This window comes from Paucibacter sp. KCTC 42545 (genome assembly GCF_001477625.1).
Classification (GTDB): Bacteria; Pseudomonadota; Gammaproteobacteria; order Burkholderiales; family Burkholderiaceae_C; genus Paucibacter_A.
In genome coordinates, this window is sequence record NZ_CP013692.1 from 4,830,612 (window position 1) to 4,856,570 (window position 25,959).

The following is a 25,959-nucleotide window of genomic DNA, read 5'->3' on the forward strand; positions in this document are numbered from 1 at the left end:
TGCTGGGCATCCAGGGCTGCATGAGCAATCCTTGCGACCCGTCTCCGAAAACTACTGGAGCGACAAGGCTAAAGCGAGGGCTCGGGCCTCACCCATTCCGAGGGGGCGATGCCAAACAATTCCTCCGCACAGGCAAGCGCTTCTTCCTCGGTTTCATGCCAAGAATCCGCGGCATACCGGCCATCCAAGGATTGGTAGACCAGCAAGAAGTTCTTGTTGCCATCGCTGGTGATCTCAAATCGGAACTCCAGCTCGAGTGCGTTGTCATCATCCAGATCAGCCGGCGACCAGCCGCTATTGGGGTGGCCGAGGATGCGGACGACGCGGCTTGCGAGGTTTGCGTAGGATTTCATTGAGGCGTTCTAACTCTGTTTTCCACGGACAAGTTCTCAGGCGCCAGGCAAGCAGTCCGCCAAGACCTCAACCCAATGCCGCACCGGTGTGCTGGTGCCGCTTTGCAGATGTTGGATGCAACCGATATTGGCCGAGACAATCGTCTGCGCGTGCAGGGGCGCCAGGGCTTGCAGCTTTTGGTCGCGCAGCTGTTTGGACAGTTGCGGCTGCAAGACCGAGTAGGTGCCCGCCGAGCCGCAGCACAAATGGCTGTCGCAGCTGGCCAGCTTGACCTCGAAGCCCAGGGCGCGCAGGCCTTGCTCGACACCGCCGCGCAGCTGTTGGCCATGTTGCAGGGTGCAAGGTGGGTGATAGGCCAGCTTCTCGCGTGGCGTGTCTTGTTGCTGCGTACCCAGCTGCGGTAGCAGCAGCGGCACCAGCTCGGGCAGCAACTCGCTCAGGTCGCGGGTGATGGCGCTGATCTGCGCGGCCTTGTCGGCGTAGTCGGGGTCATGGGCCAGGGCGTGGCCGTAGTCCTTCACCGTGACGCCGCAGCCCGAGGCGTTCATCACCAGGGCTTCGATCTTGCCGGCCTCGGTCAGTCCGGCCACCAGCGGCCACCAGGCGTCGATATTGCGGCGCATATCGGCCAGGCCACCCATCTGGTCATTCAAATGGCTGCGAATGGCGCCGCAGCAGCCGGCGCCATCGGCCACCAAAGTCTGAATCCCGGCGGCATCCAGCACGCGCGCCGTGGCGCTATTGATATTGGGCGCCATGCTGGGCTGCACGCAGCCCAGCAACAAGCCCATCTTGCGTGGGTGCTGCTTGCGGGGCCAGTCATGCGCGCTGGCGGGGGCTTTACCGGGCACTTTGTCTTGCAGGGTGGCGGGCAGCAGGGGGCGCACCAGCTGCCCCAGGCGCATGGCGGGCGCAAAGGCGGGCGAGGTCAGTCCTTCTTTCAACAGCCAGCGCACGGCGCGTTCGCCGGCGGGGCGCTCGACCTTGGCCTCGACGATGCCGCGGCCGATCTCCAGCAATTGCCCGTACTGCACGCCCGAGGGGCAGGTGCTTTCGCAGTTGCGGCAGGTCAGGCAGCGGTCCAGATGCAGCTGGGTGCTGCGGGTGGGCTCGGCGCCTTCCAGCACTTGTTTGATCAGGTAGATGCGGCCGCGCGGGCCGTCCAGCTCATCGCCCAGCAGCTGATAGGTCGGGCAGGTCGCGGTGCAAAAACCGCAATGCACGCAGCGGCTCAAAATGGCCTGGGCGGCCTTGCCGTGGCTGGTGCCGCTGAACTCTTCGGCGAGTTGGGTTTGCATCAGGCGCTTTCCTGTCGTACGCGGTAGCTGAGGGTCCAGAAATAGTCCAGCTCACGCCATTGAATCTCGTCGGCAATACCGGCCAACAAGCGGCGCATCTGCGCTTCGCTGGGGAAGTTCTTCAGCACCTCGTGCTGGCTGCCGTCGCTGAGGCTGCGAAGCTGATAGCCATTGCCTTCCGCGTCCTTGCGGCTGATGGGCGTGCTGTCGCCTTCCACAAAGCGGTTGTCCATCAGCACCACGCGGGCGCCATCCTGCAACTGGCTGTGCAGGCCCAGCAGCCATTCGCGCTGGCGTGCCTTGGGCACATGCGAGAACCACAGGCCGGCAAAGCCAGCATCAAAAGGCGAGGGCGTGTCCGCCGCCACAAGGCCGGGCGCATAGGCGTCGGCCCGCATGAAGGCAACCTTGTCGAAGTCCAGCGGCTTGCTGCGGGCCTCGGCAAGAGTCTCGGGGTTGATGTCCGTGCCCAGCCAGTGCTTGGCCTTGGCGGTGGCGGCGGGCAGCCAATAGCCGGTGCCGGTGGCGATCTCCAGCACCGTGCGGCCGCTGAATTGCTGGCGCAGCCAGGCTTTGATCTCGGCCAGATTGGCTTGGCGATGCGGCTTCTCAAACACCGCCTCATATTCCTTGGCGCGCTGGGCGTAGTAGCGCTGCATGGCCAAGTCGCTGGGGTCCAGCGGCTCAGAGTCCGGCATAAAGCCTCCCCGGATTGAAGATCCCTTGGGGATCGAATGATTTTTTTAGTTCGCGATGAATGCGCAGCAAGGGGGGCGAGAGCGGCGCAAAAACGCCCGCGCTTTTGTCCGTGGCGCGGAACAAGCTGGCGTGGCCGCCCACCTGTGCGGCGGCCTCACGGACCTGGGCGGCGGGCATGGCGGTGGTGAGCCAGCGCTGGGCGCCGCCCCATTCCAGCAATTGCTCGCCGTGCAGCTTGTCCAGCGCCGGCGCGGTTTGCGGCAGGCTCAAGCGCCACAGCGCGGCGCCGCCTTGCACGGCCCGCTGGGCCGCTTGAAAGAACTCATCGCTTTGGTCGCGCAGGCCGAGCCAGAAGGGCTGCGCCAGCTCGGGCGCAATCAGCTCGCCACCCAGGCTCTGGCGGGCCGCGTCCACCGCCGCTTGTGCGCCACTCAGGCGCAGCAGCAGGGCGCCATCCCACCAAGCGCTGGCGTTGATGGGCAGGGGCAGGCCACCCCAGCGATTGAGCTGATTGAGCGCATGGGCCTGGCTCTGCTCGAAGCGCAAAGTGGCCTCGGCCACCGGCAGCGGCAACACCTTCAGCGAGACCTCCAGAATCACGCCCAGAATGCCCATCGAGCCGGCAATCAGGCGCGAGACGTCGTAGCCCGCCACATTCTTCATCACCGTGCCGCCGAAGTTCAGCGCCTCGGCTTGGCCGTTGAGCAGGGTGATGCCCAGCACATGCTCGCGCAGGGCGCCCATGCTGGCGCGGGCCGGGCCGCTCAGGCCGCAGGCGACCATGCCGCCGACCGTTCCTTGGCCACCGAAGCGGGGCGGCTCAAACGCCAGGTGCTGGTTTTGCTCGGCCAGCACCTGCTCCAACTCGGCCAGCGGCGTGCCGGCCTTGACCGTCACCACCAACTCGCTGGGCTCGTAGCTGCTGATGCCGCGCAGGCTGGCGAAGTCGCTGATGCGCAGCGGCAAACCTTGCGGCACTTCGCCGTAAAAAGATTTGCTGCCCGAGCCCAGCAGCTGCACCGGGGCGCCCTCGGCGGCGGCGCTGCGGATATGTTCTTGAATCTCCGTCAAGGCAAGTGTCATCGGTCAAAACCTCGGCAAATCGGGGTGGGCCAGCAGGCCGCGGCTGACATGCATGCGGCCGTATTCGGCGCAGCGGTGCAGGGTCGGAATGACCTTGCCGGGGTTGAGCAGTTCGGCGCCGTCGAAGGCGCGTTTGACGGCCATCATCTGCTCCCGCTCGGCGGCCGAGAACTGCACGCACATGCTGTTGAGCTTTTCGATGCCCACGCCGTGCTCGCCGGTCACGGTGCCGCCCAAGGCGACGCTGGTTTCCAGAATCTCGGCGCCAAACTCCTCGCAGCGGCGCAGCTGGTCGGGGTCGGAGCCGTCAAACAGAATCAGCGGGTGCAGATTGCCGTCACCGGCATGGAAGACATTGGCGCAGCGCAGCTGGTACTTCTTTTCCATCTCGGCAATGGCCAGCAGGATGGCGGCCAGGTTTTTGCGCGGGATGGTGGAGTCCATGCACATGTAGTCGGGGCTGATGCGGCCAGACGCGGGGAAGGCATTCTTGCGCCCGCTCCAAAAACGCAAACGCTGAGCCTCATCGGCACTTACTTCGATGCGGCTGGCGCCGCTGCTCAGCAGCACGGCCTGCATGCGCTCAATCTCTTCGGCCACTTCTTCGGCGGTGCCGTCGCTCTCGCACAGCAAAATGGCCTCGGCCGTCAGGTCGTAGCCGGCGTGCACAAAATCTTCCACGGCCGCGGTCATGGGCTTGTCCATCATCTCCAGGCCGGCCGGGATGATGCCCGCGGCGATGATATTGGCCACCGCCGCGCCGGCTTTGCGCACATCGTCGAAGCTGGCCATGATGCAGCGCGCCAGTTGTGGTTTGGGGATTAGCTTGACGGTCACCTCGGTCGTCACCGCCAGCATGCCTTCGCTGCCGACGATCAGGCTCAGCAAGTCCAGGCCTGGCGCGTCCAGCGCCGCACCGCCGAACTCCACCGCCTCGCCTTCCATCGTGAAGCCGCGCACAGATAACACGTTATGCAGGGTGAGGCCGTATTTGAGGCAGTGCACACCGCCGGAGTTCTCGGCCACATTGCCGCCGATGGTGCAGGCAATCTGGCTGCTGGGGTCGGGGGCGTAGTAGAGGCCGTGGACGGCCGCGGCTTCTGAGATGGCCAGATTGCGCACGCCGCATTGCACGCGCGCTGTGCGCGCCACCGGGTCGATCTGCACGATCTGTTTGAACTTGGCCAGGCTCAGCGTCACGCCCGCCGCATGCGGCATGGCCCCGCCCGACAGCCCCGTGCCCGCGCCCCGCGCCACCACGGGCACGCCCAGCGCAAAGCAGCTGCGCAAAATGGCCGCGACCTGTTCTTCGGTTTCCGGCAAGGCCACCACCAAGGGGCGCTGGCGGTAGGCGGTCAGGCCGTCGCATTCAAAGGGAATCGTGTCCTCGGCATGCCATAGCAGGGCGTGGCTAGGCAGGTGTTTGGACAGGGCCGCGACCACGCGGGCCTGCGCTTGCACGCGCTGGGTGGGGTCGATGACGGAGGAGGCGCCTTTGGCGTCAGTCGCGCTAGTTGCTGCGTTCACGGGCGGGGTGCCTCTCAGGGCTTGCTTTTCTTGACGGCGTTGCGCACCGCCGGCTTGTGGGCACTGGCCTTGGTGGCAGGCTTGGTGGCGGGTTTGGCCGCCAGGCTCTTGCTGACTGATTCCACCATGCTGCCGGCCACGGCGCCGGGCACCGCAGCGGCTTTGCGCAAGGTGTCGCCCGCGGCGTCAAACGATTGTTTGACGATGGCGCCGGCCAAGTTCTTAGCGGCGTCGGTCGCGTTTTCCTTCATCGCCGTGGCGGCCAGCTGGGTGAACTGCTGGCTTAGCGCGCCCCACCACTGCAGCGGGTCCACGGCGGCCGGGATGGCCGGGGCTGCTGTTTCAGATTTGTCGGCCTTGGCTTTGGCGGCGGGCTTGGGTGCTGGGGCAGGGGTCTTGGGCAGCGTTTGGGCGGCGGCGGCCATCACCTCCGGGGGAATGCCAGGCATGGCCGGCCAAGCGGGGGTGGACATGGCCTCGGCGGTGGGCAACTTGAGGGCATTGCTCAGCTCGGCCAGCGGTACGTTCAGCGACTTCAGCGTCGACAAGGTCATGCGCTGCACCTCCAGGGCCTGGATGGTGGCGCCCAACATGCGGGCGTTTTGTTCGAGCCAGAACTGCACGGTGCGCAGCTCTTCGATGCGTTTTCCCAGCTCTTCCGGGTTGAGCGTCGGCGCCACCCACTGGCCGATGCCGGGCAAGGCCGCCCCGGCGTTCTTCACCAGGCCTTGCAGAAAATCAAAACCGGGGACGAATTTGCTGAAGCTGTTGTCGGCCATGCTTTTGTGCTCCTTCAAGAGGGTCGTTTAATGCGAGGGGGATGACGCGGGCTGATGGTACGACGGATGCAATTGCTGCACCTCGAAGCCGTGCTCTTGCTGCAACAGCAAGGGCAGGGCGCGCGGCCCGCTCAGGTGCAGGCTGCCGACGGCGGCCAGCACCCGCCGGCCCTGCCCATGCAGGGCGGCAAGGCGCTCGGCCAGGCTGGGGTTACGCTCGTCGTTGAGGGCGCGCAGCTCGGCGCGGTCTTGCGCGTCGCCCACGCAGTCGCACCAGTCCGCATAGTTGCTCAGGGTGGCCATATCGCTGTTGGCCCAGGCCTGCGCCAAGCGCCGCGTGCTTTTGCGCAGCTGGCCTTGTTCCAGCTGTTGCAGGCCTTTGCGCAGCTGGGTTTGCGCTTCCTTGGGATCGGCGGGCAGCAGCGCCTGCAGCTGGGTGTCCACGCTTTCCAGCGCATGAATGGTTATGCCGCTTTGGCGGGCCCAAGTGGAGAGCATCAACTCTTGGCCGAAGCTGGGGTCCATGCCGTCCCAGCGGGCGTCCAGGGCCATGTAGTTGCTCAGCTGCAGCAAAGGGTGCAGATGGGCCAAGGCCTGTTCGGGCAGGCAGGCGGCGCGTGCTTGGGCAGCCAGGCGCTTTTGCAGTGCGGGGCTGGCATGAAAGGGCTGGGCATGTTGGGGTGGCGCGCTCAGGGCCTGCAGGGTGGCGGGGTCGCTGAGGTCCAGCTCCAAGGCCAGGGTATCGCTCTGCTTCATCGCTTCTCGCAGCTGCGGGCCTGGGAAGAACCAGGCCATGCGGCCGATGTGCAGGGTGCCGTAGAGATAAGAGTCATGGCCGCCCTTGCGCAGGCGGTAGAGAAAACCGCGGTCGGGCGCGGCGGCGGCCAGCTCGGCGGCTTGCGCTGCGCTGGGCAAGGCGGCTTGTGGCGGGCAGACGGGCTTGGCCTGGGCCTGCGGCAGCGGCAGGCTCAGCGCCAGGGCGAGACCGAAGCCAAGCAGCGCCCTCATGGCTTGGCGTTGCGGATCAAGAGTTCGCCGCCATGCTGGGTAAAGCTCAGCTTGGACAAGATGTCCATGCCCAGCAAGGGCGCGTCGAGCGCGGGCAGCACGGTGACGGGCAGGCGCTGCGCATTCACGCCGCCCTGCAGGCGCAAATCGGCGCGGGCCCGGTAGCCCCGCGCCACGCCGCCGGCGGTGTTGGAGGCGACCTCGGCTTCGGCCCGCAGCCCCACTTGCTCGGCCAGGACCTGTGGCAGGGCGGTGCTGGTGGCGCCGGTGTCGACCAGAAAGTCCACCGCCACGCCGTTGACCTCGCCCGGCCAGTGGAAATGACCATCACTGGCGCGGCGCAAGGTGATCTCACCGCCGTTGATGGATACCAGGCTTTGCTTTTGCTGGCGCTCCCAGGCCTTGAAGCCCAGGAACACCAGCAGCATCAGCAAAAGCCAGATGGTGGCGAGTTTGAAATAGCTGGGGAGTTCTTTGTGGGGGCTGTTGGCATGGCTCATGCCGACACCATGCCAGATTTTTGCGCAGCCAGAAGGCGTCGGCCGCAGGTTTTCGCCACTTGGGAGCGCACAAAAGAACAAGGCCAGCCGGACTGTCGTCCCGCTGGCCTTGCTGTGTGGTGGCGACCAACTAATCAGTCACCGCCTCGGCGCGCCAAGCCATGCTTGCGGGCCGGGTTGAAGGATCACTTGTGCTTACTTGTGATACGCAGTCTCGCCGTGCGAGCTGATGTCCAGACCTTCGCGCTCTTCTTCTTCCGTCACGCGCAGACCGATCACCAGATCAACCACCTTGAAGGCGATCACCGAGACGACGGCCGACCAGACCACCGTCACGCCAACCGCCTTGGCTTGCACCAGGACTTGAGCGGCGATGGAGTAGGCGTCAGCCGTCACCGTCGTTGCCGTGACCCAGTCACCGACAAAGCTGGGGCCGCCCAGGGCGGGGGAGTTGAACACACCGGTCAGCAAGGCGCCGACGATGCCGCCCACGCCGTGAACACCGAAGACGTCCAGCGAGTCATCAGCACCCAGCAGCTTCTTCAGGCCGGACACACCCCACAGGCAGGCGAAGCCGGCAATGACGCCGATCACCAAGGCGCCGCCAATGCCGACGTTGCCAGCTGCAGGCGTGATGGCCACCAGGCCAGCCACAGCACCCGAAGCAGCACCCAGCATCGAAGCCTTGCCCTTGAGCAGCGCTTCACCGACCGACCAGGCCAGCACAGCAGCCGCGGTGGCGACGAAGGTGTTCATGAAGGCCAGGGCAGCAAAACCGTTGGCTTCCAGAGCGGAACCGGCGTTGAAACCGAACCAGCCCACCCACAGCAGCGAGGCGCCGACCATGGTCAGGGTCAGGCTGTGCGGGGTGAAGGCTTCCTTGCCGTAACCGACGCGCTTGCCGATCATGAAGGCACCCACCAGGCCAGCCACAGCGGCGTTGATGTGCACCACGGTGCCGCCGGCGAAGTCCAGCGCGCCCCATTGCCAGATCATGCCGGCAGTGCCGTTGACCTTGTCGACCACATCGGCGCTGGTGTAGGCGTCAGGGCCGGCCCAGAACCAGACCATGTGAGCGATCGGCAGATAGCTGAAGGTGAACCACAGGGCCAGGAAGGCCAGCACGGCGGAGAACTTGGCGCGTTCGGCAAAGGCGCCGACGATCAAGCAAGCGGTGATGCCGGCGAAGGTGGCCTGGAAGGCGGCAAACACCATTTCCGGGATGACCACGCCCTTGCTGAAGGTGGCCGCGTTGGCGAAGGTGCCGGTGACGTTGTCCCAGATGCCCTTCATGAACAAGCGGTCAGTGCCACCGATGAACTGGTTGCCTTCGGTGAACGCCAGGCTGTAGCCGTAAAGCACCCACAGCACCACGATCATCGAGAAGGCCACCATCACTTGCATCAGCACCGACAGCATGTTCTTGCTGCGCACCAGGCCGCCGTAGAACAGGGCAAGACCTGGCACCGTCATCATGATAACCAGCAGGGTGGACAGCATCATCCAAGTGGTGTCGCCCTTGTTGGGCACCAGCACCGGGGCGGAGGCAGCTTCGGCAGGCGCGGAAGCTGCGGCTGCTGCGACGGGCGCAGTGGCAGCAGCAGGCGCAGGCGCCGAAGCGGTGTCAGCCACAACAGCGCTGGCGGTGGTTGCCGCAGAGGCCGCGGCACTGGCAGTGTCTTGCGCCCAGGCGGCGGGTGCGGCAAGCACCGTGGCGGCCAAGGCCAGACTGGCAAAGAGTTTCTTCATGTTCGAGTCTCCAGACGGGGGGAGCAAATTGAGCGTTGAGCGTGTGGAATCGGGCGCTGGCGCGCCCTGCGCTTTACAGGGCTTCGTTGCCGGTTTCGCCGGTGCGGATGCGCACGACTTGGTCCAGCGGCGAGACGAAAATCTTGCCGTCGCCGATCTTGCCGGTCTTGGCGGCGCCTTCGATGGCCTCGATCACTTGGTCGACCACTGCGTCATCCACGGCCGCTTCGATCTTCACCTTGGGCAGAAAGTCCACCACATACTCGGCGCCGCGGTACAGCTCGGTATGGCCTTTCTGGCGGCCAAAGCCCTTCACCTCGGTGACGGTCAGGCCTTGCACGCCGATGGCGCTGAGCGCCTCGCGCACTTCGTCAAGCTTGAAGGGCTTGATGACTGCAGTGATCATTTTCATGGTTGTTTCCTCGCGTGGTTCTAGCTGTCTTGATGCGGTGAGGCCGGTGGCTCAGAAGGTCTTCTTGACCGACACCACCAGGTGGCTCTTGCCCAGGTTCTTCAGGGAGTCGGCATTGGCGCCGCCCATATAGGCGTCGGAATCGGTGCCGATGACGGCGGCGCCGAAGGTGAAGCCGGCGTAGTCCTTGTTCACCGTCAGGGCGTAGTCGGTGTAGCTGCCGGCGCTGAAGTTCTTCACCTTTTGGTAGCCGATATGCGGGGTCAGGGTGAAGCCCTCGCCCAGCTCGAATGTGGCCGAGACATCGAAGTAGCCGCTGCCCTTGCTGTCGGCGGTGCCGAACAGATTGGTCACGCTGTGCGAGTACTTGGCCGTGACCGGGCCGAATGTCAGTGCGCCATAGACCTCGGTGGTGTTGGCGCTGGTTTCCAGCTTGTTGCTGGGGTAGACGTAGCTGAGCACGCCCACATCCAGGGTCAGGCCCTTGGCCACTTCGGTTTTGTAGCCACCGTAGAGGTCGATCTCGGCATTGGCGCCGCCGTTGTAAGGCGCGTCTTTGATCCACTTGATGGTCGAGGCCCAGGCGCCGACGTAGAAGCCGCTTTCAGCCGCGTAGTCCACGCCGCCTTGCAGGGCGGGGTCCAGACGCGACTGCGAAATGCCGCGGTAGCGGTATTCGCTGGTCAGGCTGAGGTTGAAGCTCAGCGGGCTGGCGGCTGCGGCAGCGGGCTCTTCGGCCAATGCGGGCAAGGCGGTGGAAGCCAGCGCCAGAGCGAGGGCATGGGCGAGAGCGAGCGAGACGGGGAAGGCTGACTTCATGGCAAGACTCCTGGCAGTTTTCGAATGAAAGAGAGAGAACAAGCTTGGTGAAACACTTCGCTACAGGCATTGCAGCTTCCGTGCCAGCTAGAGCCATGGCCTGCCCGCGTGCTCAAATCTCCATCCATCCCCCGGGTCTGCCCTGAGTCGCTCAGCTCATCCCAGCACTTACCCTGAGTGACGTGGGCGACGAGCGCACCAGCAAGGGGGTCGTGCGCAAAGCCCTCTGCATCATCTTGGTGCGCGCACCGCCGCTGTGCGCCAGCCCGGCCAAAGCCTGCTGCCAACGCTCACAAGGGAGTGTTTTTGCATGTCACTCGCCCTGCTTCATAGCCGCTCGCTCGATGGCATGAGCGCCGTTGCCGTCAGCGTGGAGGTCCATCTGGCCAATGGCCTGCCCAGTTTCACCTTGGTCGGTTTGGCCGATACCGAGGTCAAAGAGGCCCGCGAACGGGTGCGGGCGGCCTTGCTCAATAGTGGTTTGAGTTTTCCTCATAACAAGCGCATTACTGTGAATTTGGCACCCGCTGAGTTGCCCAAGTGACATCGTGATCGTTATTTGAGAAGTTTTCACTATTTGCGAGGTTCGTGAAATTGTTTGCGAGGCCAGAACCCATTGCATGAGAAAGTTGACCTTCCTCAGGCATAGGGCGGGGTGGCCCCAGTTGCCAATCGCGAGACACCTTGGCAAAACAGAACAAGCTTCGATTACTCCTTCCTTTTGGACGCTGGCGAGTGATCTGGTTCGGCAATCTGGCACCTCTCCCTGGGGCGGCCGATGCACTCGGCATTCACACCTTCTTCCTCTCAGCAGGTGTGCAGAAGGAAGATTGGCGTATTGAGCGAGCCCTTGTTTCGCTTGCTCACATGCCTCTTCTCCATATCGGCGCAGAGATTGACTGCCCAACCGGTAGGATCTCCCCGGTTCGCCCCACGTCAAAGTTGATCAAGCGGACGGTAGAAATAGACTTCGATTCGGCGAACACGAGTCTCGTAAAACGTTCATCGCTCGCATTTGCAGGATTAACGGCAGAGCTAGCAAGCACACTTGAGTACGACTCGCTCTTAGTCCGAGTCCGGCCAAGTGCGACCACAGCCGAAGTCCTGATTCCTTGTTCGACCTTGTTCTTATTCTTCTGGGCCGTGTCATCCCCTCTGCTTGACGCATCCATCACGGAAAAGCTACTCAGTCCTGAGCGGTATATCTACAACCCGGATAACACGGACCTGGAATCAAACCCGATCCGTTTCGAGGTTCGACATCGGTGGAGCGACGATGAGGCCCCATATCTGGTTACCTTACTAAAGGAATCTGGGGCTTTACAGCTTGGTCAACGTATCTATAAGCGGATCGCAGGCGCGCGTATGACTGATCCGCAAGGATTGCTGCCTTTGGAGGTTTGGCCACCGTTCGAAAGGCCCCTTGCCGTTACCGGCGTCTTTCGTGAAGTGAGACCGCTGCATAACCCGCTCTGCAAACTCGCCCACCTCAGCGGCAGGCGAGGATTCCATGATGCGGAAAAATCGCTCGGTTTTAGAGCGTTTTGAAGGGTTTTCGGCCCTTCCTTCGGGCCCTTTGGCCCATCAAGACGGACTACTCCCTGCACACGGCTGCAGCCGTCCGCTTTGCAGCTTCCTCATCGCCTTGAGCAGGTTGACACCCAGCGCCGCCCACGCCATTTGCGCCTGCGTTTTGGCCGCGCCAAAGTACCGCGCTCGGCTCAGGTGGAACTTTCTCTTCATTGTCCCGAAGCCTTGCTCGACCTTGTAGCGCAGCGTGGCGATGGCCCGGTTCATCTGCGTCTGCAAAGGATGCACCGGGTTGCCTCGGCTCCCCTTGAACTGGATCAGGTCGCCGATGCCCTTGTTCTTGAGGTACTCCCGGTTGGCTGCGCTCGCGTAGCCCTTGTCGGCCAGCACACCCTCAGGCTGGACGCCTTGCGCTGCGAGCGCCTCCACGATGCCGGGCAACTTGTTGACTTCGGCTTGGTTGGCGGGGTGGACTTCGACGTGCTCGACATAGCCATCTTCTGTGTCCACCGCGCTGTAGCCGCGATAGCCGAAGAAGGCGTCCTTGCCTTTCTTGACCCAGCGGGCTTCGTCGTCTGCACTGTCCACCACATCGGCCTGGCCGTCCTCATCGACTTCGATGTGTTGATTCGGCCGAGCCGCGCTCTCGATGATCGTGGCGTCGATGATGGCGCCCCGGCTGCCGGCCACCTTGAGCCCCTGGCCTTCAAGTTGCACATTGACCCGGCGCAGCAGCACTTGATCGAGCTTGGCCGTCACCAATCGGTTGCGGAAGCGGCAGATGGTGGTGGCATCAGGAAAGCTGTCGTCACCGGGCTCGAAGCCAGTGAACACCATAAAGTCCAGTCGAACCTTGAGCGCATGCTCCAACTGCGTGTCCGACAGACCATGCCACTGGCCCAGCAGCATCAGCTTGAACATCGCCAGCGGCGCATAGGGCTCAGGTCCGCCGCCATTACTGGCCTCACGCTTGTACAAGCCTTTGAGCTTGTGGCTGATCTCAACCCAATCCAGCAACTCGTGCAACTTCATCGTCGGCGAGTCTTGAACCAGCGGCTTGGCACCCATCAGGAAGAAACTGTCCATGCCCTGTATTGCACCGCATCTTCAAGTTGCGCGCATTAGGGATGTTATGCAGCGGTCTCGAAGTGGGCAATGCGCTATTGCTCACCCACATCTTGTCTATCGACCTTGATCCGAACTGGACTGCCCTGGAACTCATCCGGGAAAGAGGGCGCCGGGCTCGTAGGGTAACCAGACTTGATGAGCCTGAGGAGCAAACAAAAGAGCCGTTGCCAACTGGCAGCAGTAGTATTGGACCAACGTCCGAGATTGAAATGTATGAGGCACCCGGCGGATACGGACAAGGTGCGGCTGATCTGCCCGCCGTTGCTACTCTGACGGCTCGTTTTCCTGGGCTTGCCAAAGTCATGGTCAGCAGGCCTTTGGACCGCGATCCTGTTGAACAACGTAAGCCCAAGCGCCGTAGAGTTGTTCGAGGTCCGTGGACTGCTATCAACGGAAGGCCACTTCCTTCAGGAAAGTCCATCAAGGGCAAGATCGTCGGAGGCGAAAACATTGATACCGTTGGTACGCCTACTAACGAGATCTGTGAAGTCCCAGTCCCGCTTGACAATCAACTCGCGACGTTTGCTGACAAGCTTGCGCAAGATATCCGTAAGTTAACCATCGACGGCACTGAATATGACGTCCTACTTGACTTTTGGAATCCCTATCGCTGTGTGACCGTGACCTGCACCCTCCCAGCCGTACCAGCGTAATGGAGAGGAAGTCCATCAACCAGGAGAATGATGGACATGAAGAAGAGCAGATTTACTGAGGAACAAATCATTGGGTTCCTGAAGCAGGCCGAGGCCGGCATGCCGATCAAGGAGCTGTGCCGGCAAGGCGGCTTCAGCGACGCCACGTTCTACAAGTGGCGGGCCAAGTACGGCGGCATGCAGGCCACGGATGCCAAGCGACTGCGCGAGCTCGAAGGCGAGAACGCCAAGCTCAAGCGCCTGCTGGCAGAGGCCCACCTGGACATCCACGCGCTCAAGGACGTCTTCGGCGTAAAGCCCTAGCCCCGCAGGTCAGGCGCGACGCGGCGACCCAGATGATTGCCCAGCACCATCTGTCCGAACGCCGCGCGTGCCGCCTGGTGGGGCTCTCCAGAGACAGCTATCGCAACCCGCCCGTGGTCGATGAGGCCACGCAGCAACTCAGCGCCAAGATCGTCGAGATCGCACAGGTGCGGCGCCGCTTCGGCTATCGCCGCATCCATGACGTGCTGCGCCCACAGTTCCCAGGCGTCAATCACAAGCGCGTCTATCGGTTGTACAGCCAGGCGCAGTTGGCGGTGCGCAAGCGCAAGAAGATCAGACGGGCAGCCAGCGAGCGCGTGCCGCTCACCGTGCCGACCCGAGTCAATGAGGTGTGGAGCATGGACTTCGTTTCCGACAGCCTGGCCAATGGCCGGCGTATCAAGTGCCTGACTGTGGCCGACGACTTCACGCACGAGTGTGTGGACATCGCCGTGGACTACGGCATCTCGGGCCAGTACGTGACGCGGTTGCTGGACCGGGCCGCGATCTTCAGGGGCTACCCTGCGGCGGTGAGAACCGACAACGGGCCGGAGTTCACCTGCCGGGCCTTCATCGCTTGGGCGCAAGCTCACGACGTGCGGCACATCCTCATCCAGCCAGGGCGGCCCATGCAGAACGGCTACATCGAGAGCTTCAACGGCAAGTTCCGCGACGAGTGCTTGAACGAGCACTGGTTCCAGACGCTGCCGCAGGCGCGCTCGGAGATCGCCATCTGGCGGCAGGACTACAACGAGGTGAGGCCGCACAGCAGCCTGGGTCGGATACCGCCGGCCGAGTTCGCGCAGCGCCACCGCACCAAGAACCAGGCGCCACCGGCTACACGCAACGAGATCAAGTAACCTTCAACCCGGACTTCCGCATGGCTGGTACGGCGGGAGGGGGCAGGTCAAGGCTGGCATGGCGGTGGCTGAGATCTGCCGCAAGAGCGACTTCTCGGATGCCACCTTTTACAGGTGGCGCGCCAAGTTCGGCGGCATGGAAGCCAAGTTCTTAACCTACCGTACTTGGCGATTCCAACTTGAGCGAAAAGCGACATTGACTTTGTTAATCATGTCCTTGAGCCTTCCTGGGCGTTCACGACACGCAGGCCCAGCAGGAAGGGTCTGGGACTTCCTAGCGCCGACTTTTTGAGTAACCGCCAGTGCTACCGGCTTGTTAAGTGCCCTGACCAGATCTGAGTTAGGTTTGGGTGTTGATGGACTCCACCGCCAACTTAATCTCCTGGGACAGGCCCAGCGCAAGTTGTACAGCCATTCTGCATGTCGTGTCGATTCGAGTTCCAGACATTGCGACTGAAGTTCTACGGCAAGAACCGTGAAGCGCTAAAGCAGCATCTCGAACTTCCGAATCAGGGCGAGCCATGACAACCGTCATACGCAATATTTGCATCATCCCGTTAATTTCATCGAGATGCTCGGAAAGCAAACGCTGCCAAGTCTGCGTGCCCGGTGTTCCGCGACGTACTGCTTGCACGAGATCGTCGAGATCACCAATTTGCTTGGCTAGGGTTGTTAGTTTTGGATCATCCACGTGCTGAACATTGTTGTTGTTTCATTCCGGAAAGGCTGCTCGCGCACCCGATCAGTCGGATTGGCGAGTTACTGTCGCACCGCTGGAATCTCCTCTCTTCATCATTTGATCTCGCCATCGGTGCCAAGTTGGGTTTGGCGTACGACTACAGCACGCCCATCGGTTGAGGCTGTAGTTGTTTGCCTGGGATGTGGCCGAGCCGTCTGGCACCTTCTATCGGTGAAGTATGAGCCAGAGTTTTAGTGCATCGGCTAAACGCTTGGGCTAGCTCTGCCGGGCTTGAAATCTCTGATCCGGCGCCGATGATTTGCGCAGAGTTTATAGAATTTGCGCCGCGCGTGCGCCATGAAGCCGACTTCCAGCAAGCGTTTTGCTAGCAACGCCCCGTATCCAGAGTAGTCATCGCAGACTAGCGCGCCGCTCTGTACCTCCGGAATTTCATCGCATGCTTGCCGGAGCGGCACACGGCGATGTTGTGGGTCAGTCTGCGGCCTATCCTTGATCAGGCCGGTGCAAAAGCTCCACAGATAGGAGCGATGTGACTTGCTTGCACCTGCCTTCCACAGCGCCGCCGACGTTCCGTCGGAGTGCCGCACACACTGGCTAAACATCTCGGTCTTGAGCGCGTCCACGATCCTTGCAGTCGCGATCCCTCAATTCAAGATGGGGTGGCCGGAGGCATGCCGCCCTCCCGGTGCACCAGCGACATTTTTCAATATGTTGCGTTCCATTTAGCGCGCGCGTGGCGGCTTCCTTATTGCGCCACTCATCTCGGTTTGCCCAGGCTATATGACGTCCTTGCCCGGCAAAGCGTGCTGTTGATCCGCTATCAACTCTCGCCTCTAGGCTCGCCGCTGCGCCTAACGCCCATCCAAGTCGCGCGCCACTTGCGCAACTGCCACTCCGCGATCGATCACCAGTCTCACAGCCTCGACCTTGAGCGCACGGCTGAATTGAAGTCTCGTTGCCGAAAAGCACTTCCGGTTCGATATTCAACCTCAGAAGATGTGCTCATCAAACCTGAAGCAAACAAGTTGGATCCTCTGGATAAATCATTTTCTAACTAATTTAGAAAATTTCATATAGCAAACTCTTACAGGTAAGAAAAATTCCCAACATCAGGGAAAACTCCACCGCGACTAAGTCAGCCGGGCGGAGGGCCTGATGACATGGGGGTTGAGTGCGCGCACGCTTTTCGGACATTCGCTGCCTCCCCCTTAAGGGGGAGACGAGATGGTTTTGATTCCAGTGATAGAAATCGAACCTGGGCATTTCGCCCAGCTTTCCAACGAAAGGAAATTCATGATTGACCATATTGAAGAAGCGCCCATCGTTGCGCAACGTCCGCAGCCCGACGTGGCCGAGCAGCAGCAATATGCTGAAGCTACCGCTATCAGCTTGGAGCGCCTGATTGACCGTCTCAAGAATGACTCAGAGTTTTCGAAGTCACTGGCTGAGCACCCCAAGTCCACCTTAGGCGAAGCCGGTATCGTCCTTCATAAGGAAGGTATGGAATTCCTGATGGAATTCCATCCGGAGCGCTTTGATCGACTCTCTGCTGAATTGTTCGAAATGATGGACCCGTCCTTCATCGCATGCATGGATGAGCCATCCTGTTCGGTCGGCAATAAGTAATGCCTTGATTGCTTTGCATTGCCGCGTTAGTTTCTGGATTTAACCGCGGCCTGCAATATTGATCGCGGGACGCGGTCAGTAATTCAACCGCGTCCTGTTTCTCGCCTCATCTCGTATCAATATCCCAGCCACTTTCCCGCTTATCGCTGCTCTTTATGTCAAAAATTCTGCTGATCAATCTGTCAAGCTTGCCGATGCCGGGTAACGAACCGATTTACCCCATCGGCGTACGCTGCATACAGCAGGCTCTCGACTTGGCCGGGCATCGCACCCTGGTCGTAGATTTCGTGGAAACTCCCCAGGCATTCGACGATTTGACTTGGGCGAGCGGCGATTGGGACGTGATTGGTTTTGCTATCAGAAACATCGATCCAATCGGCCTTGCCCGGGAAGGGCATATTGACGACTATCTGCGCTTTACCAACCGCGTCAAGGCTGTCGCCAACCCGAATGCAGTGTTGGTCGGCGGCGGCCCCGGCTACAGCCTTTTTGCCGACAGTCTTACTGAACTGCTGGGCCTACATGTTGGAGTACGCGGCCCCGGTGAGACAGTCATGCTGGAAATAGCCAATGACCCCGGTCGCTACAAACTTGGCCCTCAAGTAATTGATGGTCAACGTTATGAAGGATTTATCACCGAGCCACTAACGCACCAGCCCAATCTAGTTCGCGTTTACGCGAATGATCGTCTTTCGATGATCGGTGTGGAAACGCGACGCAAAACTTGCTTCCAACGCTGCGTCTATTGCCCATACGCATATATAACTGGTCAGAACTCGGGTGATCTGAAACCCCTCGAATTGTTGCGCGCGGAGATCTCTGGAATTTACGATGCAGGCTTCCGAAGAATATTCTTCACCGACGGAATTTTTAATAGTGGAATCACCTTCGCAAAACAAATCGTGCGCATGCTGACCGAACAGCGCTGGCCAGGCTTGACTTGGTCGGCCTATTTCGCGGCAAGACCATTCGACGAAGAGTTCGCGGAGCTGTTGCGTTATAGCGGCGTTGAGTCAGTGGTTGTATCGCCAGACAGCCTTGATGGAGGCCTAATGGAGCGGCTCGGCAAAAATTTCGATTTGGCCGCGATGGATAAATTCGTCGAAATATGCCGCCGCCATAGTCTTCGCATGTCTGTGAACGTAGTTTTTGGCGGCCCGGACGAGAGTCGTGAAACAGTTGCAAACACGGCCCGTTATATCAACGAGAAACTCGCATCCGACGAGCTTTCGATGCATGTCGGGTACCGCATTCTGCCGCATACCTCGTTGTCTGCTGAGACCGGCCTCAACGAGAAAGATCTGCTCTACCCGACATTCTATCCCTTCGATCCAGATTTATTCAAATGGGCCAACTCCGACTTGGATAAGCGTTTCATGACCAATTCCCGCATGCTCAATCTTTTGGCCGGAAGAGCCTCATTGCTGCGTATGGCCAAAATAACGCAGCCGCAGTCTCAAAACCAAAACGCTTGTGGAGCTAAGGTTATTGCCTTCAGTCGAGCGCCCGTCCCCACCAAGGTTGGTAGTTAAGATAAATGGACGTAATACGCATATTAGGTCCAGCTGACTTGGATCTGTTGAACGAGTTTCTAGGGGCAGAAAGTCTGCCGCGAGAAAGTCTTGCACGCGAATTGGCTCAACCCGACACGTACATATGGATAGGTTTGCTGGAGGACGGCCGACAGGCTCTTTCTGGCGTTCATCGAGGCATGAAGATCGGAGGCTTCCTCCTGCTCAAGGGCGTCACGATCGATCGACGACTGACGGGCACTACTGCCGCCTTACGATTGGCACAAGCCATTTCCCAAACTGCGCGGCACCGTGGCTGGACGGGAGTTTCTGTATGGGTGGAACCAGCCAAGCGTGAGCGCTTCCTCGCTGCCCGGTTGCAGATTCGCGCCGCCGGAACGCGGGTTCATAGATACCATATTTCGCTGAAAAATTGTGCAGCAGAACTTGCGGATGCGCCCGGCGCGCCTCTGAGCGGCACCCTTGAGATCGCGCTTGGTACGGCACAGCCGCTCGTCGGCAGCCTCCTGCCGCTACCTGAGCACTGCTATGGATGGGTATGCGACGGGCGCCGCATTGTGCTTGCTGGGAATCCGTGCGTCACTCTGGACGATCTGCCGACATTGAAAGACAGACTCGCGCCCGTTGCCAGGCGCATCGGCGCCACGGCTCTTGAGTTGCAAGTGCCGGCGGCGGATTTCGCGGCATCGCTGAGTCTGCTCGCGATTGGTGCCAAGCGGTTGAGCCGCACGCCTGTGCAACTCGGACATCGTCGATTCGATCCGGAGGCCCCTCTATGACGAGTGACGCGCAAAGGATCCGCCGGCTTTGCCTGAGCGGAACCGCATCGGAAGCCTGCGCTGCGCTGCAGTCGGAAGGCTTGGAACTGGATCAAGTTTTGGCCAGTCTAGCCGCTCCGCAGCCGCCGGTGGAGCCAGGGACCCGGTCCATCGAACTGGTCGCTCCTAATGGTGACCGCTCCGAAATGACGATATTCGTCCCGCCGCTTCCACCGAGTGGACGGCTAGGTGCGCTGATCTTTTTACATGGTTCGGGTTCCAGCGGCGCTGACGTCGCGAAGATGGCAACCACATGGGGCACGTTGAGTGGATGTGCCGTACTGTGTCCGACGGCTGTTACTAGCGTGACCAACACTAGCAACTTCGAGCTCGCCGGATTATTTGGCTCACGTGTACGCCACGCGCGTTGGCATTACGGGCAGCAAGACCTACCGATGACAGCGCTTCGCTGGGCACTGCAGAACCTCGACGTCGATCCCGATCGATGCGCCATAGCGGGTCATTCGATGGGTGCCATTGCCGCATGGAACATTGCCGCGCGCCACTGGGAGTCTTTCGCCGCACTCCTTTCGATCAATGGCGCACTGTCGGTATGGGAGCGCTTCGGGCCTGACATGGCAGCGGCTCAGCTACAGGCAAACCTACTGCCAGTCGCAATCCGCTCATTGAACGGAACGTTGGACCAAAAGGTGCCGCCGGAGTTAGCTGCGTCGACCATCGAGCGTTTGCGAACGGCCGGCCATTTCGCGGCACGGCAGATCCTGGTGGAGTACGGCGACCACCCGATGCAAACCATGAATCTGATGCCGGGCTCAACTCATTACGACGCTCTGGGTCTGTGGCTCGGTAAGCAAAGGCGCGTGGCGTGGCCGACCCTGGTTCGGCATTGCACGGTTGACGCGACGCATGGGCGTGCACATTGGATCGAAGTGAGCAAACGCCGTGAGCCCCGTGGTGCTGGGGTCGTGGTGGCGCAAGTGGTTGCACCTGACGCCATTGAGATCCAAGCCCGTGGCGTTGCCCGGCTAACTCTAAACCTGAGCCGAAAGCTGGTTCGCCCTGGAGCGCTCTTAGTGAGCGTCAATGGGGTTGCCCGGCATGTGGAATTTGAGCCCACCTTGGCGTCGGTCGTGCTGTCTTACCGTAGCACCCTGGATGCCGGACTGATATTTGAACAAGCCGTATCCCTCGAAATCACCGAGGACTGCATTCAGCCATTAATTGGAGCAAACGCATGACCAACCAACGTGCCCTTATCGAGGCACTCCGCGCCCGCGGAACGGAACAGCAGAATCTTTTCGCGGCGGCGCGCCAAGCGCGCAAACTCAGTTCAGGAGATGCCATCACATTACGTGGTGTCATCGAGGTCACCAACGTTTGCAGGGTGAATTGTGACTACTGCCCGATGCGCAGGGAAAACACTCGCCAAAACGAAAGATTTCAACTCAGCGAGGACGACATTGTGGAAATGGGCGCTGCCATTGTAGCGGCAGGTATTCGTGTGATTCTCATCCAAGGCGGTGAGACCACTACGCTACTCGCGGTGGTAGAAGCGGCAGTCCGGCGCCTTATGAAGTTCCACGGCCCCAAACTCGAGATTATTGTTAATCTTGGAAACTTCACATCCAACCAATATCATCGGCTAAGGGATGCGGGTGTAAGTAGCTATATTCTCAAGCACGAAACCAGTAATCCTGAGTTATTCCGGCAGCTCCGTCATGAAAGTCTCGAAGAGCGCCTGCGCTGCCTACACGATCTCAAGTCGTTGGGCTTTAAGGTTGGTACGGGCCTAATTTCAAGCCTTCCTGGCCAAAGCCTTGAAAGTATCGCTGAGGACATTCGCTTGGCGGGCAGATTGGGTGTCGACATGTGCAGCGTGAGCCCGTTCATCCCGGCGCCCAATACGCCAATGGAGCATGTACCCAATGGAGATAATGACTTGGCACTAAATGCCATCGCCTGTTTGCGAATTCTATATCCTAATATTTTGATCCCGTCGGTAAGTGCTCTTGAACGCACCAGTGTCGGTGGGCAAAGCCGTGGTCTAGATGCTGGCGCCAATGTTTTGACAGTTAATTTCACCAAACTTGAGCATCAGCGCAAATACTTGATCTATGGAAAGGACCGCTTTGTGGTGACCACTTCACATGTGCAGAAAATAGTTGCCGATGCGGGCCTTCATCTTGAACATTCGATCGACGCGACTTTGGCGGCTTGATATGACAATGACACCTAATTCCACTGCCGGGCACGGTACTGCGACCAGTGCATTTCGACAATTCTGGGCTGCTGACATCGCTCTGAGACTGGGCGGTCGAGCTTGGATGTTGGCGTTACCGGTCATCGCCATTGAATTTCTGCAGGCTGACAGCCGCCAAATTGGCTATTTGGCCACCGCATCGACGGCCAGCTATTTGATTCTTGGCCTACCTGCCGGAGCTTGGGTTGAACGAATGCGCAAGCGCAATGTGATGCTGTCTACCGCAGTTATCCGCGCGCTTCTACTCTGTAGTATTCCGCTGTTGTGGTGGCTCGGCGGATTATCCTTCTCATTTCTCCTGGCCGTTACGTTCATGATCGGCTTGGCAAATCTCTTCTATGACACGGCCTACCAATCCTATATCCCCTTGCTGGTCGGCGCAAACAATACCTACAAGGCCAACGCTCAAATTGAAACTACTGCGCGCGCCGCGCGAGCGGTCACGCCGGCGCTATTAGGCTGGGCGATGAAGACTATTAGCGCGCCGCTCTTGCTTCTCATCGATGCATTTGGGCATGTTGTCAGCGCCACCCTGTTACGACGCGTGCCTGAAGTAGAGGAGAAACTGCCTGCGCCATCATCTCGCAATCTCCGCGCGGAATTGATGGAAGGTTTTCGCTTCATTCGCAATGAGCCGGTGTTGTGGTCGATCGCGCTGGCCATAGTATTTTCCAATTTCTTCGCTACGGCGATTACGACGCTTATGCCTGTCCTGGTGCTTACCCACCTGAAACTCGGCCCAGGTTCCCTCGGAGTCGTCTACACGGCCGGTGAAATTGGCGGTTTTCTCGGGGCCTTGCTGCTTACGCCATTACGTAGATATTTCGAGGTCGGGCAAATGCTAGCCGGTGGCCTGCTTCTCGCGGCCGGTTCCACGGCGCTTGTGCCGCTGGCAATGGGAATGCCAGACTCGTCGCCCAAGTTGGCGCTGGGGATACTGATGCTATCTGTTTTTGGCACGGCAATCGGCGGCGTTACCTTTGCGGTTTCTCAGATTAGTCTGCGGCAGATGCTCTGCCCTGCTGCGCTTTCAAGCCGGGTAAATGCAACAATGCGGTTCGTTATCTGGGGCACCATGCCGGCGGCAAGCCTGCTCGCCGGTGCCGGGGCCTATTGGCTTGGAACCATTCCGACACTTTGGCTCGCAGTCGTCGGCACCGTACTGACGGTACTGCCGATCCTCAGCTGCGCGCGCTACTCGACCCCTCAATCCAACGGCCGAGCACTGGGAGATGGTTAACGCTCGCACGGCTCTGGCGGCCGATCTACTGGCTTCAACTGCCCACCTAAACGGAGCACCGCTCCACCGCTCATACGACAAGGCGCGCGAACGCCTCCTAAAGCTCGATGTCGGTGACTTGGACATCGTTGGCGTAGCGAGTCTGTCGCCAGATCGAACATTGGCCGCGATGGTTGCGGCGTGGTCGCTCGGCGCAGTTGTATGGCCTATGGCTACCCTAGTCAAGGATGGCCCTGCCTCCGTGATTTGGGACGGGGAGCACCTCACGCGTGTCGCGAAGCCGCCTCTATCCCCTATGAGTAAGGAGCTTGCGATTGTTCACTGCACTTCGGGCTCGACTGGACCCACCAAGCTCGTTAAACGAAGTGCGGCAAGTCTTCGCGCCGAAGCGCGAGGTTACCGCCACGGATTGGGGCTTCGACCCGGTGACCGTGTTCTGCTCCCTCTGCCAGTCGTACATTCACTCGGCAGCGGCATCGCGCTCAGTGCGCTGCTCTCCGGATGCGAGTTGCATGTGGACGAAAGGCAACTGCCATCCGCGATCGCCAGTGCCCTTGACGCAGGTCGGTTCGAGATGGTCGTGGTCACGCCATCAATAGCGCGCCTGCTGGTGAAAACGGTCCGCAATGGCCCCTGTTTGCCGACCCGGTTTTTTATTGCAGCAGGGTCAACTTCCGACGAACTTAAGCAAGCTGTTCACGCGCGCTTCGGTCTGCCGCCAATCTTTGGCTATGGCTCCACTGAGACCGGCGGGACATTCATCGGCTTCACCGGAATGGGCTCGGCGATCGAAGGGGTAGAGATATTGGAGCCGGCGTCCGGCATGGAGGGCGAACTTGTACTGCGCCTAGCGTGTCCACCTCTTGGGTATTTCGATCAAGCCACTCCCGGCACCATCTGGAAGACCGGCGATTTGGTGCGTCGCGACCTGCAGGATGGCTTGCACTACCTGTGCCGGCAAAGCGAAGCACGGATCCGCATTGACGGGAGGTTCGTTTCAATCGAAGCACCGAACGCCCTGTTGGATGATCTTCCCGAAGTCGTGGAACATTGTGCCTTGGTAGTGGCTGACCCCCATCGCCTGGGCGCCGAAACTCTGTATTTCGTCGCCGCCACGACGCGCCTGACGCCCGCTGTCTTGGCCGCGAAGCTCGCCCGGGTCACCACCCCATCATTTCGAGTTGTCACCTGTGCGAGCCTGCCGCGCAACACCATCGGCAAACTTGACCGCGCAGCCCTTGTCAAATTCGTAACTTCCCCATGAAACAGCCTGGATCACCACCCTGCGCCCGCGAACTTTATATTGGGATCATTGCATCTCGACTATTTGCTAATCAGTCGGAACAGTATGCATCGGCGCGCCCGAGCCTGCCTGAACTGCTCGCAATGCCAAATTTCGAGACATTGAGTTTGAGCGAACTTGGCATTGATTCGCTCACCTGGATGGAGCTCCTGACTAGCCTCGAAGCCGAATTTGGCATTCAAATTAGTGATGAATTTCTAGCGAAATCGAGCATTTCGGTCGCGAGTCTTGCGACGGCGCTTGAGGATTCGTTGGAGCGCGCGCGAGGCTGCCGTAGCAACGCCGAAATTCGCCGCCCTATTTTCGGTCAACGCTACGTAATTATCGACAACTTCTTACCGGTCGACTTACTGGCGGAACTTCGCAAATATCTCACCAGTATCGAGTTCAATCGATTTGACAGTGTTGTAGATCCGAGTATCGACGGACCAGCATTTAAATCAAAAGGATGGCTCTTAAATTCGTTAAATAGGGATATCGGAGCTCCCCTCCAAGCTGCGATGCAGGCACTCGCAGAGGCGGTGCGTTCACATCCGCAAATATACGGCCGCAGCGAACAGGATTGGACGGAGATGAGCTTCTCGTTTTGGCAGTACGAGGCTGGAACACGCCTTGGGTGGCATAACGACGCCGGGAACGGCCGTACCGGCGAATACATTATTTATCTCCATGATGAATGGAAGCCCGGCTGGGGTGGTGAATTAATGATACTGGACGAAGCCGCAAACGTTGATTCGGTAGACCTCGCAAAGAAAACGCAATTTTCGCTGATCGAAGATATTGTCGAGCGGTCGTCCACCAACCTCACCGCGATTCGTCCGCGCCCCAATCGCCTGGTCATGGTGCAGGCCGGTACTTGCCACTTTATCAATCGCGTGGACGCAAGTGCAGGGGCAATTCGGCGTCTCAGCATGACCGGTTTTGCCGCGCGACCAATAGGCATCGGCCAAGCGCGTGTGCGATCTGACCGTTTACATAAATTGTTGGATTTGGATAAAAAAACGATCTAAATGAAAGCTGGAACTAGTCCTATGGAAGAAACGTCTTACCCTGATGTGAATCGCACTGTTATGGAGCGCTGGGCGGTTCGGAATAATATTGAACCGGCACAAATCGAACGTATCTTGGTCGGTCTAAGTGGTTCCACGGGCGCGCGCGTCTTGGACGCCACCGCCTACGATCAAAAGCCCACTTTCAGGTTCCCAGACTTGCGCGCCATTCCATTTTGGGATCATGGCGAATTCACTTGGGCCGCGGCCATTGAAGCTGCCGCGCAACAGATTAGATCGGAGTATTTGGAATTCGTTTCCATGCATGGGCAGCAGCAGCGCAAATCTACGCGTGTTAGGAAGGGTAACTGGTCCGTCTATCCGCTAACGCGCATTGGTCAATACAACACGGCGATGGGAGCACATTTCCCCCACACTGTCGAAGCACTGCGCCAAGTGCCGGGCGCTCTGAGTTGCGGCATGACGTACTTCTCGACGATCGCGCCTACCACTCATATTCTTCCGCACTGCGGTTTCACCAATGCCCATCTGCGCTGCCATCTGACATTGTCTACATCAGAAGGCTGCCGTATCCGCGTAGGCGAACAAGTGCGAACTTGGCAGGATGGCCGACTGATGATTTTTGATGATACTTTTGAACACGAGGTATGGAACGATTCGGACAATTCGCGCACCGTGTTGTTGTTCGATATTTTTCATCCAGACCTCAGTGTCCTCGAAATGCGCGCCCTCGAGTACATGGCCGGTCTCTGGAGGCGTGCTATTTCCGTGCGTGGCTTGGCAAGCCTTGTTGCGGCGTGAGGGTGC

General features: G+C 60.0%; 26 protein-coding genes and 3 pseudogenes. 14 read left to right on the forward strand and 15 right to left on the reverse strand.

Going from position 1 to position 25,959, the window contains the following annotated elements; genetic code table 11:
- Positions 1-68 precede the first annotated feature (68 nt).
- The 11 genes from AT984_RS20700 to AT984_RS20750 all read right to left on the reverse strand — a co-directional run bounded on the left by AT984_RS20700 (position 69) and on the right by AT984_RS20750 (position 10,228).
- A complete protein-coding gene (locus tag AT984_RS20700) occupies positions 69-353 on the reverse strand; it encodes a hypothetical protein (RefSeq protein WP_058721724.1) in 285 nt (94 codons plus the stop codon).
- A 36-nt stretch (positions 354-389) separates the two neighbouring features.
- The gene (gene glcF, locus AT984_RS20705; protein ID WP_058721725.1) at positions 390-1,652 is read right to left on the reverse strand and encodes a glycolate oxidase subunit GlcF; all 1,263 of its coding nucleotides are present in this window, start codon (positions 1,650-1,652) and stop codon (positions 390-392) included.
- Positions 1,652-2,350, reverse strand: a complete 699-nt coding sequence (locus AT984_RS20710; RefSeq protein WP_058721726.1) for a class I SAM-dependent methyltransferase — start codon at positions 2,348-2,350, stop codon at positions 1,652-1,654. The genes glcF and AT984_RS20710 overlap by 1 nt, the downstream gene beginning before the upstream one ends.
- On the reverse strand, positions 2,337-3,434 hold the full coding sequence (gene glcE, locus AT984_RS20715) for a glycolate oxidase subunit GlcE (protein ID WP_058721727.1): 1,098 nt from the start codon (positions 3,432-3,434) through the stop codon (positions 2,337-2,339). Before glcE ends, AT984_RS20710 begins: the two co-directional genes overlap by 14 nt.
- 3 nt (positions 3,435-3,437) lie before the next feature.
- Positions 3,438-4,913: an FAD-linked oxidase C-terminal domain-containing protein gene (locus tag AT984_RS20720; protein ID WP_058722508.1), complete on the reverse strand. Its 1,476-nt coding sequence runs from the start codon at positions 4,911-4,913 to the stop codon at positions 3,438-3,440.
- A 62-nt stretch (positions 4,914-4,975) separates the two neighbouring features.
- Positions 4,976-5,740: a PhaM family polyhydroxyalkanoate granule multifunctional regulatory protein gene (locus tag AT984_RS20725; protein WP_058721728.1), complete on the reverse strand. Its 765-nt coding sequence runs from the start codon at positions 5,738-5,740 to the stop codon at positions 4,976-4,978.
- Between the two features lie 27 nt (positions 5,741-5,767).
- A complete protein-coding gene (locus AT984_RS20730) occupies positions 5,768-6,748 on the reverse strand; it encodes a TraB/GumN family protein (RefSeq protein WP_058721729.1) in 981 nt (326 codons plus the stop codon).
- Positions 6,745-7,248: a retropepsin-like aspartic protease family protein gene (locus tag AT984_RS20735; protein WP_058721730.1), complete on the reverse strand. Its 504-nt coding sequence runs from the start codon at positions 7,246-7,248 to the stop codon at positions 6,745-6,747. The genes AT984_RS20730 and AT984_RS20735 overlap by 4 nt, the downstream gene beginning before the upstream one ends.
- A gap of 195 nt (positions 7,249-7,443) precedes the next feature.
- Positions 7,444-8,997 (reverse strand): ammonium transporter, encoded by a 1,554-nt coding sequence (amt, locus tag AT984_RS20740; RefSeq protein ID WP_058721731.1) that lies wholly within the window; start codon positions 8,995-8,997, stop codon positions 7,444-7,446.
- Positions 8,998-9,070: 73 nt separating this feature from the next.
- Positions 9,071-9,409, reverse strand: a complete 339-nt coding sequence (gene glnK / locus AT984_RS20745) for a P-II family nitrogen regulator (RefSeq protein WP_058721732.1) — start codon at positions 9,407-9,409, stop codon at positions 9,071-9,073.
- A 51-nt stretch (positions 9,410-9,460) separates the two neighbouring features.
- Positions 9,461-10,228: a TorF family putative porin gene (locus AT984_RS20750; protein ID WP_058721733.1), complete on the reverse strand. Its 768-nt coding sequence runs from the start codon at positions 10,226-10,228 to the stop codon at positions 9,461-9,463.
- A gap of 310 nt (positions 10,229-10,538) precedes the next feature.
- On the opposite strand from AT984_RS20750, the pseudogene AT984_RS20755 reads away from it, so the two are divergent.
- Positions 10,539-10,769, forward strand: a pseudogene (locus AT984_RS20755) (magnesium chelatase domain-containing protein); the annotation flags it as partial.
- A gap of 143 nt (positions 10,770-10,912) precedes the next feature.
- Positions 10,913-11,776 carry a hypothetical protein gene (locus AT984_RS23130; RefSeq protein ID WP_156422154.1) on the forward strand — a complete coding sequence of 288 codons (864 nt, stop codon included), beginning with the start codon at positions 10,913-10,915 and terminating at the stop codon, positions 11,774-11,776.
- 36 nt (positions 11,777-11,812) lie between these two features.
- Here AT984_RS23130 and AT984_RS20765 read toward each other — a convergent pair whose 3' ends face one another.
- Positions 11,813-12,844, reverse strand: a complete 1,032-nt coding sequence (locus AT984_RS20765; protein ID WP_058719059.1) for an IS5 family transposase — start codon at positions 12,842-12,844, stop codon at positions 11,813-11,815.
- A gap of 92 nt (positions 12,845-12,936) precedes the next feature.
- On the opposite strand from AT984_RS20765, the gene AT984_RS23135 reads away from it, so the two are divergent.
- From AT984_RS23135 to AT984_RS23720, 3 genes and pseudogenes are all read left to right on the forward strand, one after another.
- Entirely contained in the window at positions 12,937-13,539 is a 603-nt protein-coding gene (locus tag AT984_RS23135) for a hypothetical protein (RefSeq protein WP_156422155.1), read from the forward strand.
- A 36-nt stretch (positions 13,540-13,575) separates the two neighbouring features.
- A protein-coding gene (locus AT984_RS20775; protein ID WP_442952147.1) for an IS3 family transposase occupies positions 13,576-14,702 on the forward strand; the annotation gives its coding sequence in 2 pieces (ribosomal slippage) (positions 13,576-13,819 and positions 13,819-14,702; 1,128 coding nt in all).
- Positions 14,703-14,760: 58 nt separating this feature from the next.
- Positions 14,761-14,844 (forward strand): annotated as a pseudogene (locus AT984_RS23720) (transposase); the annotation flags it as partial.
- A gap of 198 nt (positions 14,845-15,042) precedes the next feature.
- On the opposite strand, the gene AT984_RS23140 reads toward AT984_RS23720, so the two are convergent.
- From AT984_RS23140 to AT984_RS24035, 3 genes and pseudogenes are all read right to left on the reverse strand, one after another.
- The gene (locus tag AT984_RS23140) at positions 15,043-15,393 is read right to left on the reverse strand and encodes a hypothetical protein (RefSeq protein WP_156422156.1); all 351 of its coding nucleotides are present in this window, start codon (positions 15,391-15,393) and stop codon (positions 15,043-15,045) included.
- Positions 15,394-15,644: 251 nt separating this feature from the next.
- Positions 15,645-16,025 (reverse strand): IS66 family transposase, encoded by a 381-nt coding sequence (locus AT984_RS24030; RefSeq protein WP_082680227.1) that lies wholly within the window; start codon positions 16,023-16,025, stop codon positions 15,645-15,647.
- A gap of 237 nt (positions 16,026-16,262) precedes the next feature.
- Positions 16,263-16,385: pseudogene (locus tag AT984_RS24035) on the reverse strand (hypothetical protein); the annotation flags it as partial.
- Positions 16,386-16,626: 241 nt separating this feature from the next.
- On the opposite strand from AT984_RS24035, the gene AT984_RS20780 reads away from it, so the two are divergent.
- The 9 genes from AT984_RS20780 to AT984_RS20820 all read left to right on the forward strand — a co-directional run bounded on the left by AT984_RS20780 (position 16,627) and on the right by AT984_RS20820 (position 25,953).
- Positions 16,627-17,028 (forward strand): hypothetical protein, encoded by a 402-nt coding sequence (locus AT984_RS20780; RefSeq protein ID WP_058721736.1) that lies wholly within the window; start codon positions 16,627-16,629, stop codon positions 17,026-17,028.
- Positions 17,029-17,183: 155 nt separating this feature from the next.
- Positions 17,184-18,560 (forward strand): B12-binding domain-containing radical SAM protein, encoded by a 1,377-nt coding sequence (locus AT984_RS20785; RefSeq protein WP_058721737.1) that lies wholly within the window; start codon positions 17,184-17,186, stop codon positions 18,558-18,560.
- Positions 18,561-18,598: 38 nt separating this feature from the next.
- Positions 18,599-19,339, forward strand: coding sequence for a hypothetical protein (locus tag AT984_RS20790; RefSeq protein WP_156422157.1), 741 nt, complete (start codon positions 18,599-18,601; stop codon positions 19,337-19,339).
- Between the two features lie 185 nt (positions 19,340-19,524).
- On the forward strand, positions 19,525-20,577 hold the full coding sequence (locus tag AT984_RS20795) for an alpha/beta hydrolase-fold protein (protein WP_231741813.1): 1,053 nt from the start codon (positions 19,525-19,527) through the stop codon (positions 20,575-20,577).
- The gene (locus AT984_RS20800; protein ID WP_058721740.1) at positions 20,574-21,557 is read left to right on the forward strand and encodes a biotin synthase BioB; all 984 of its coding nucleotides are present in this window, start codon (positions 20,574-20,576) and stop codon (positions 21,555-21,557) included. The genes AT984_RS20795 and AT984_RS20800 overlap by 4 nt, the downstream gene beginning before the upstream one ends.
- A gap of 7 nt (positions 21,558-21,564) precedes the next feature.
- On the forward strand, positions 21,565-22,839 hold the full coding sequence (locus tag AT984_RS20805) for an MFS transporter (protein ID WP_197418194.1): 1,275 nt from the start codon (positions 21,565-21,567) through the stop codon (positions 22,837-22,839).
- Positions 22,840-23,047: 208 nt separating this feature from the next.
- On the forward strand, positions 23,048-24,103 hold the full coding sequence (locus tag AT984_RS20810; RefSeq protein WP_335338592.1) for an AMP-binding protein: 1,056 nt from the start codon (positions 23,048-23,050) through the stop codon (positions 24,101-24,103).
- Complete coding sequence (locus tag AT984_RS20815; RefSeq protein ID WP_082680229.1) at positions 24,100-25,152, forward strand: 2OG-Fe(II) oxygenase; 1,053 nt, start codon at positions 24,100-24,102, stop codon at positions 25,150-25,152. The genes AT984_RS20810 and AT984_RS20815 overlap by 4 nt, the downstream gene beginning before the upstream one ends.
- Positions 25,153-25,173: 21 nt before the next feature.
- Positions 25,174-25,953, forward strand: coding sequence for an aspartyl/asparaginyl beta-hydroxylase domain-containing protein (locus AT984_RS20820; protein ID WP_058721744.1), 780 nt, complete (start codon positions 25,174-25,176; stop codon positions 25,951-25,953).
- The last annotated feature ends 6 nt before the right edge of the window (positions 25,954-25,959 follow it).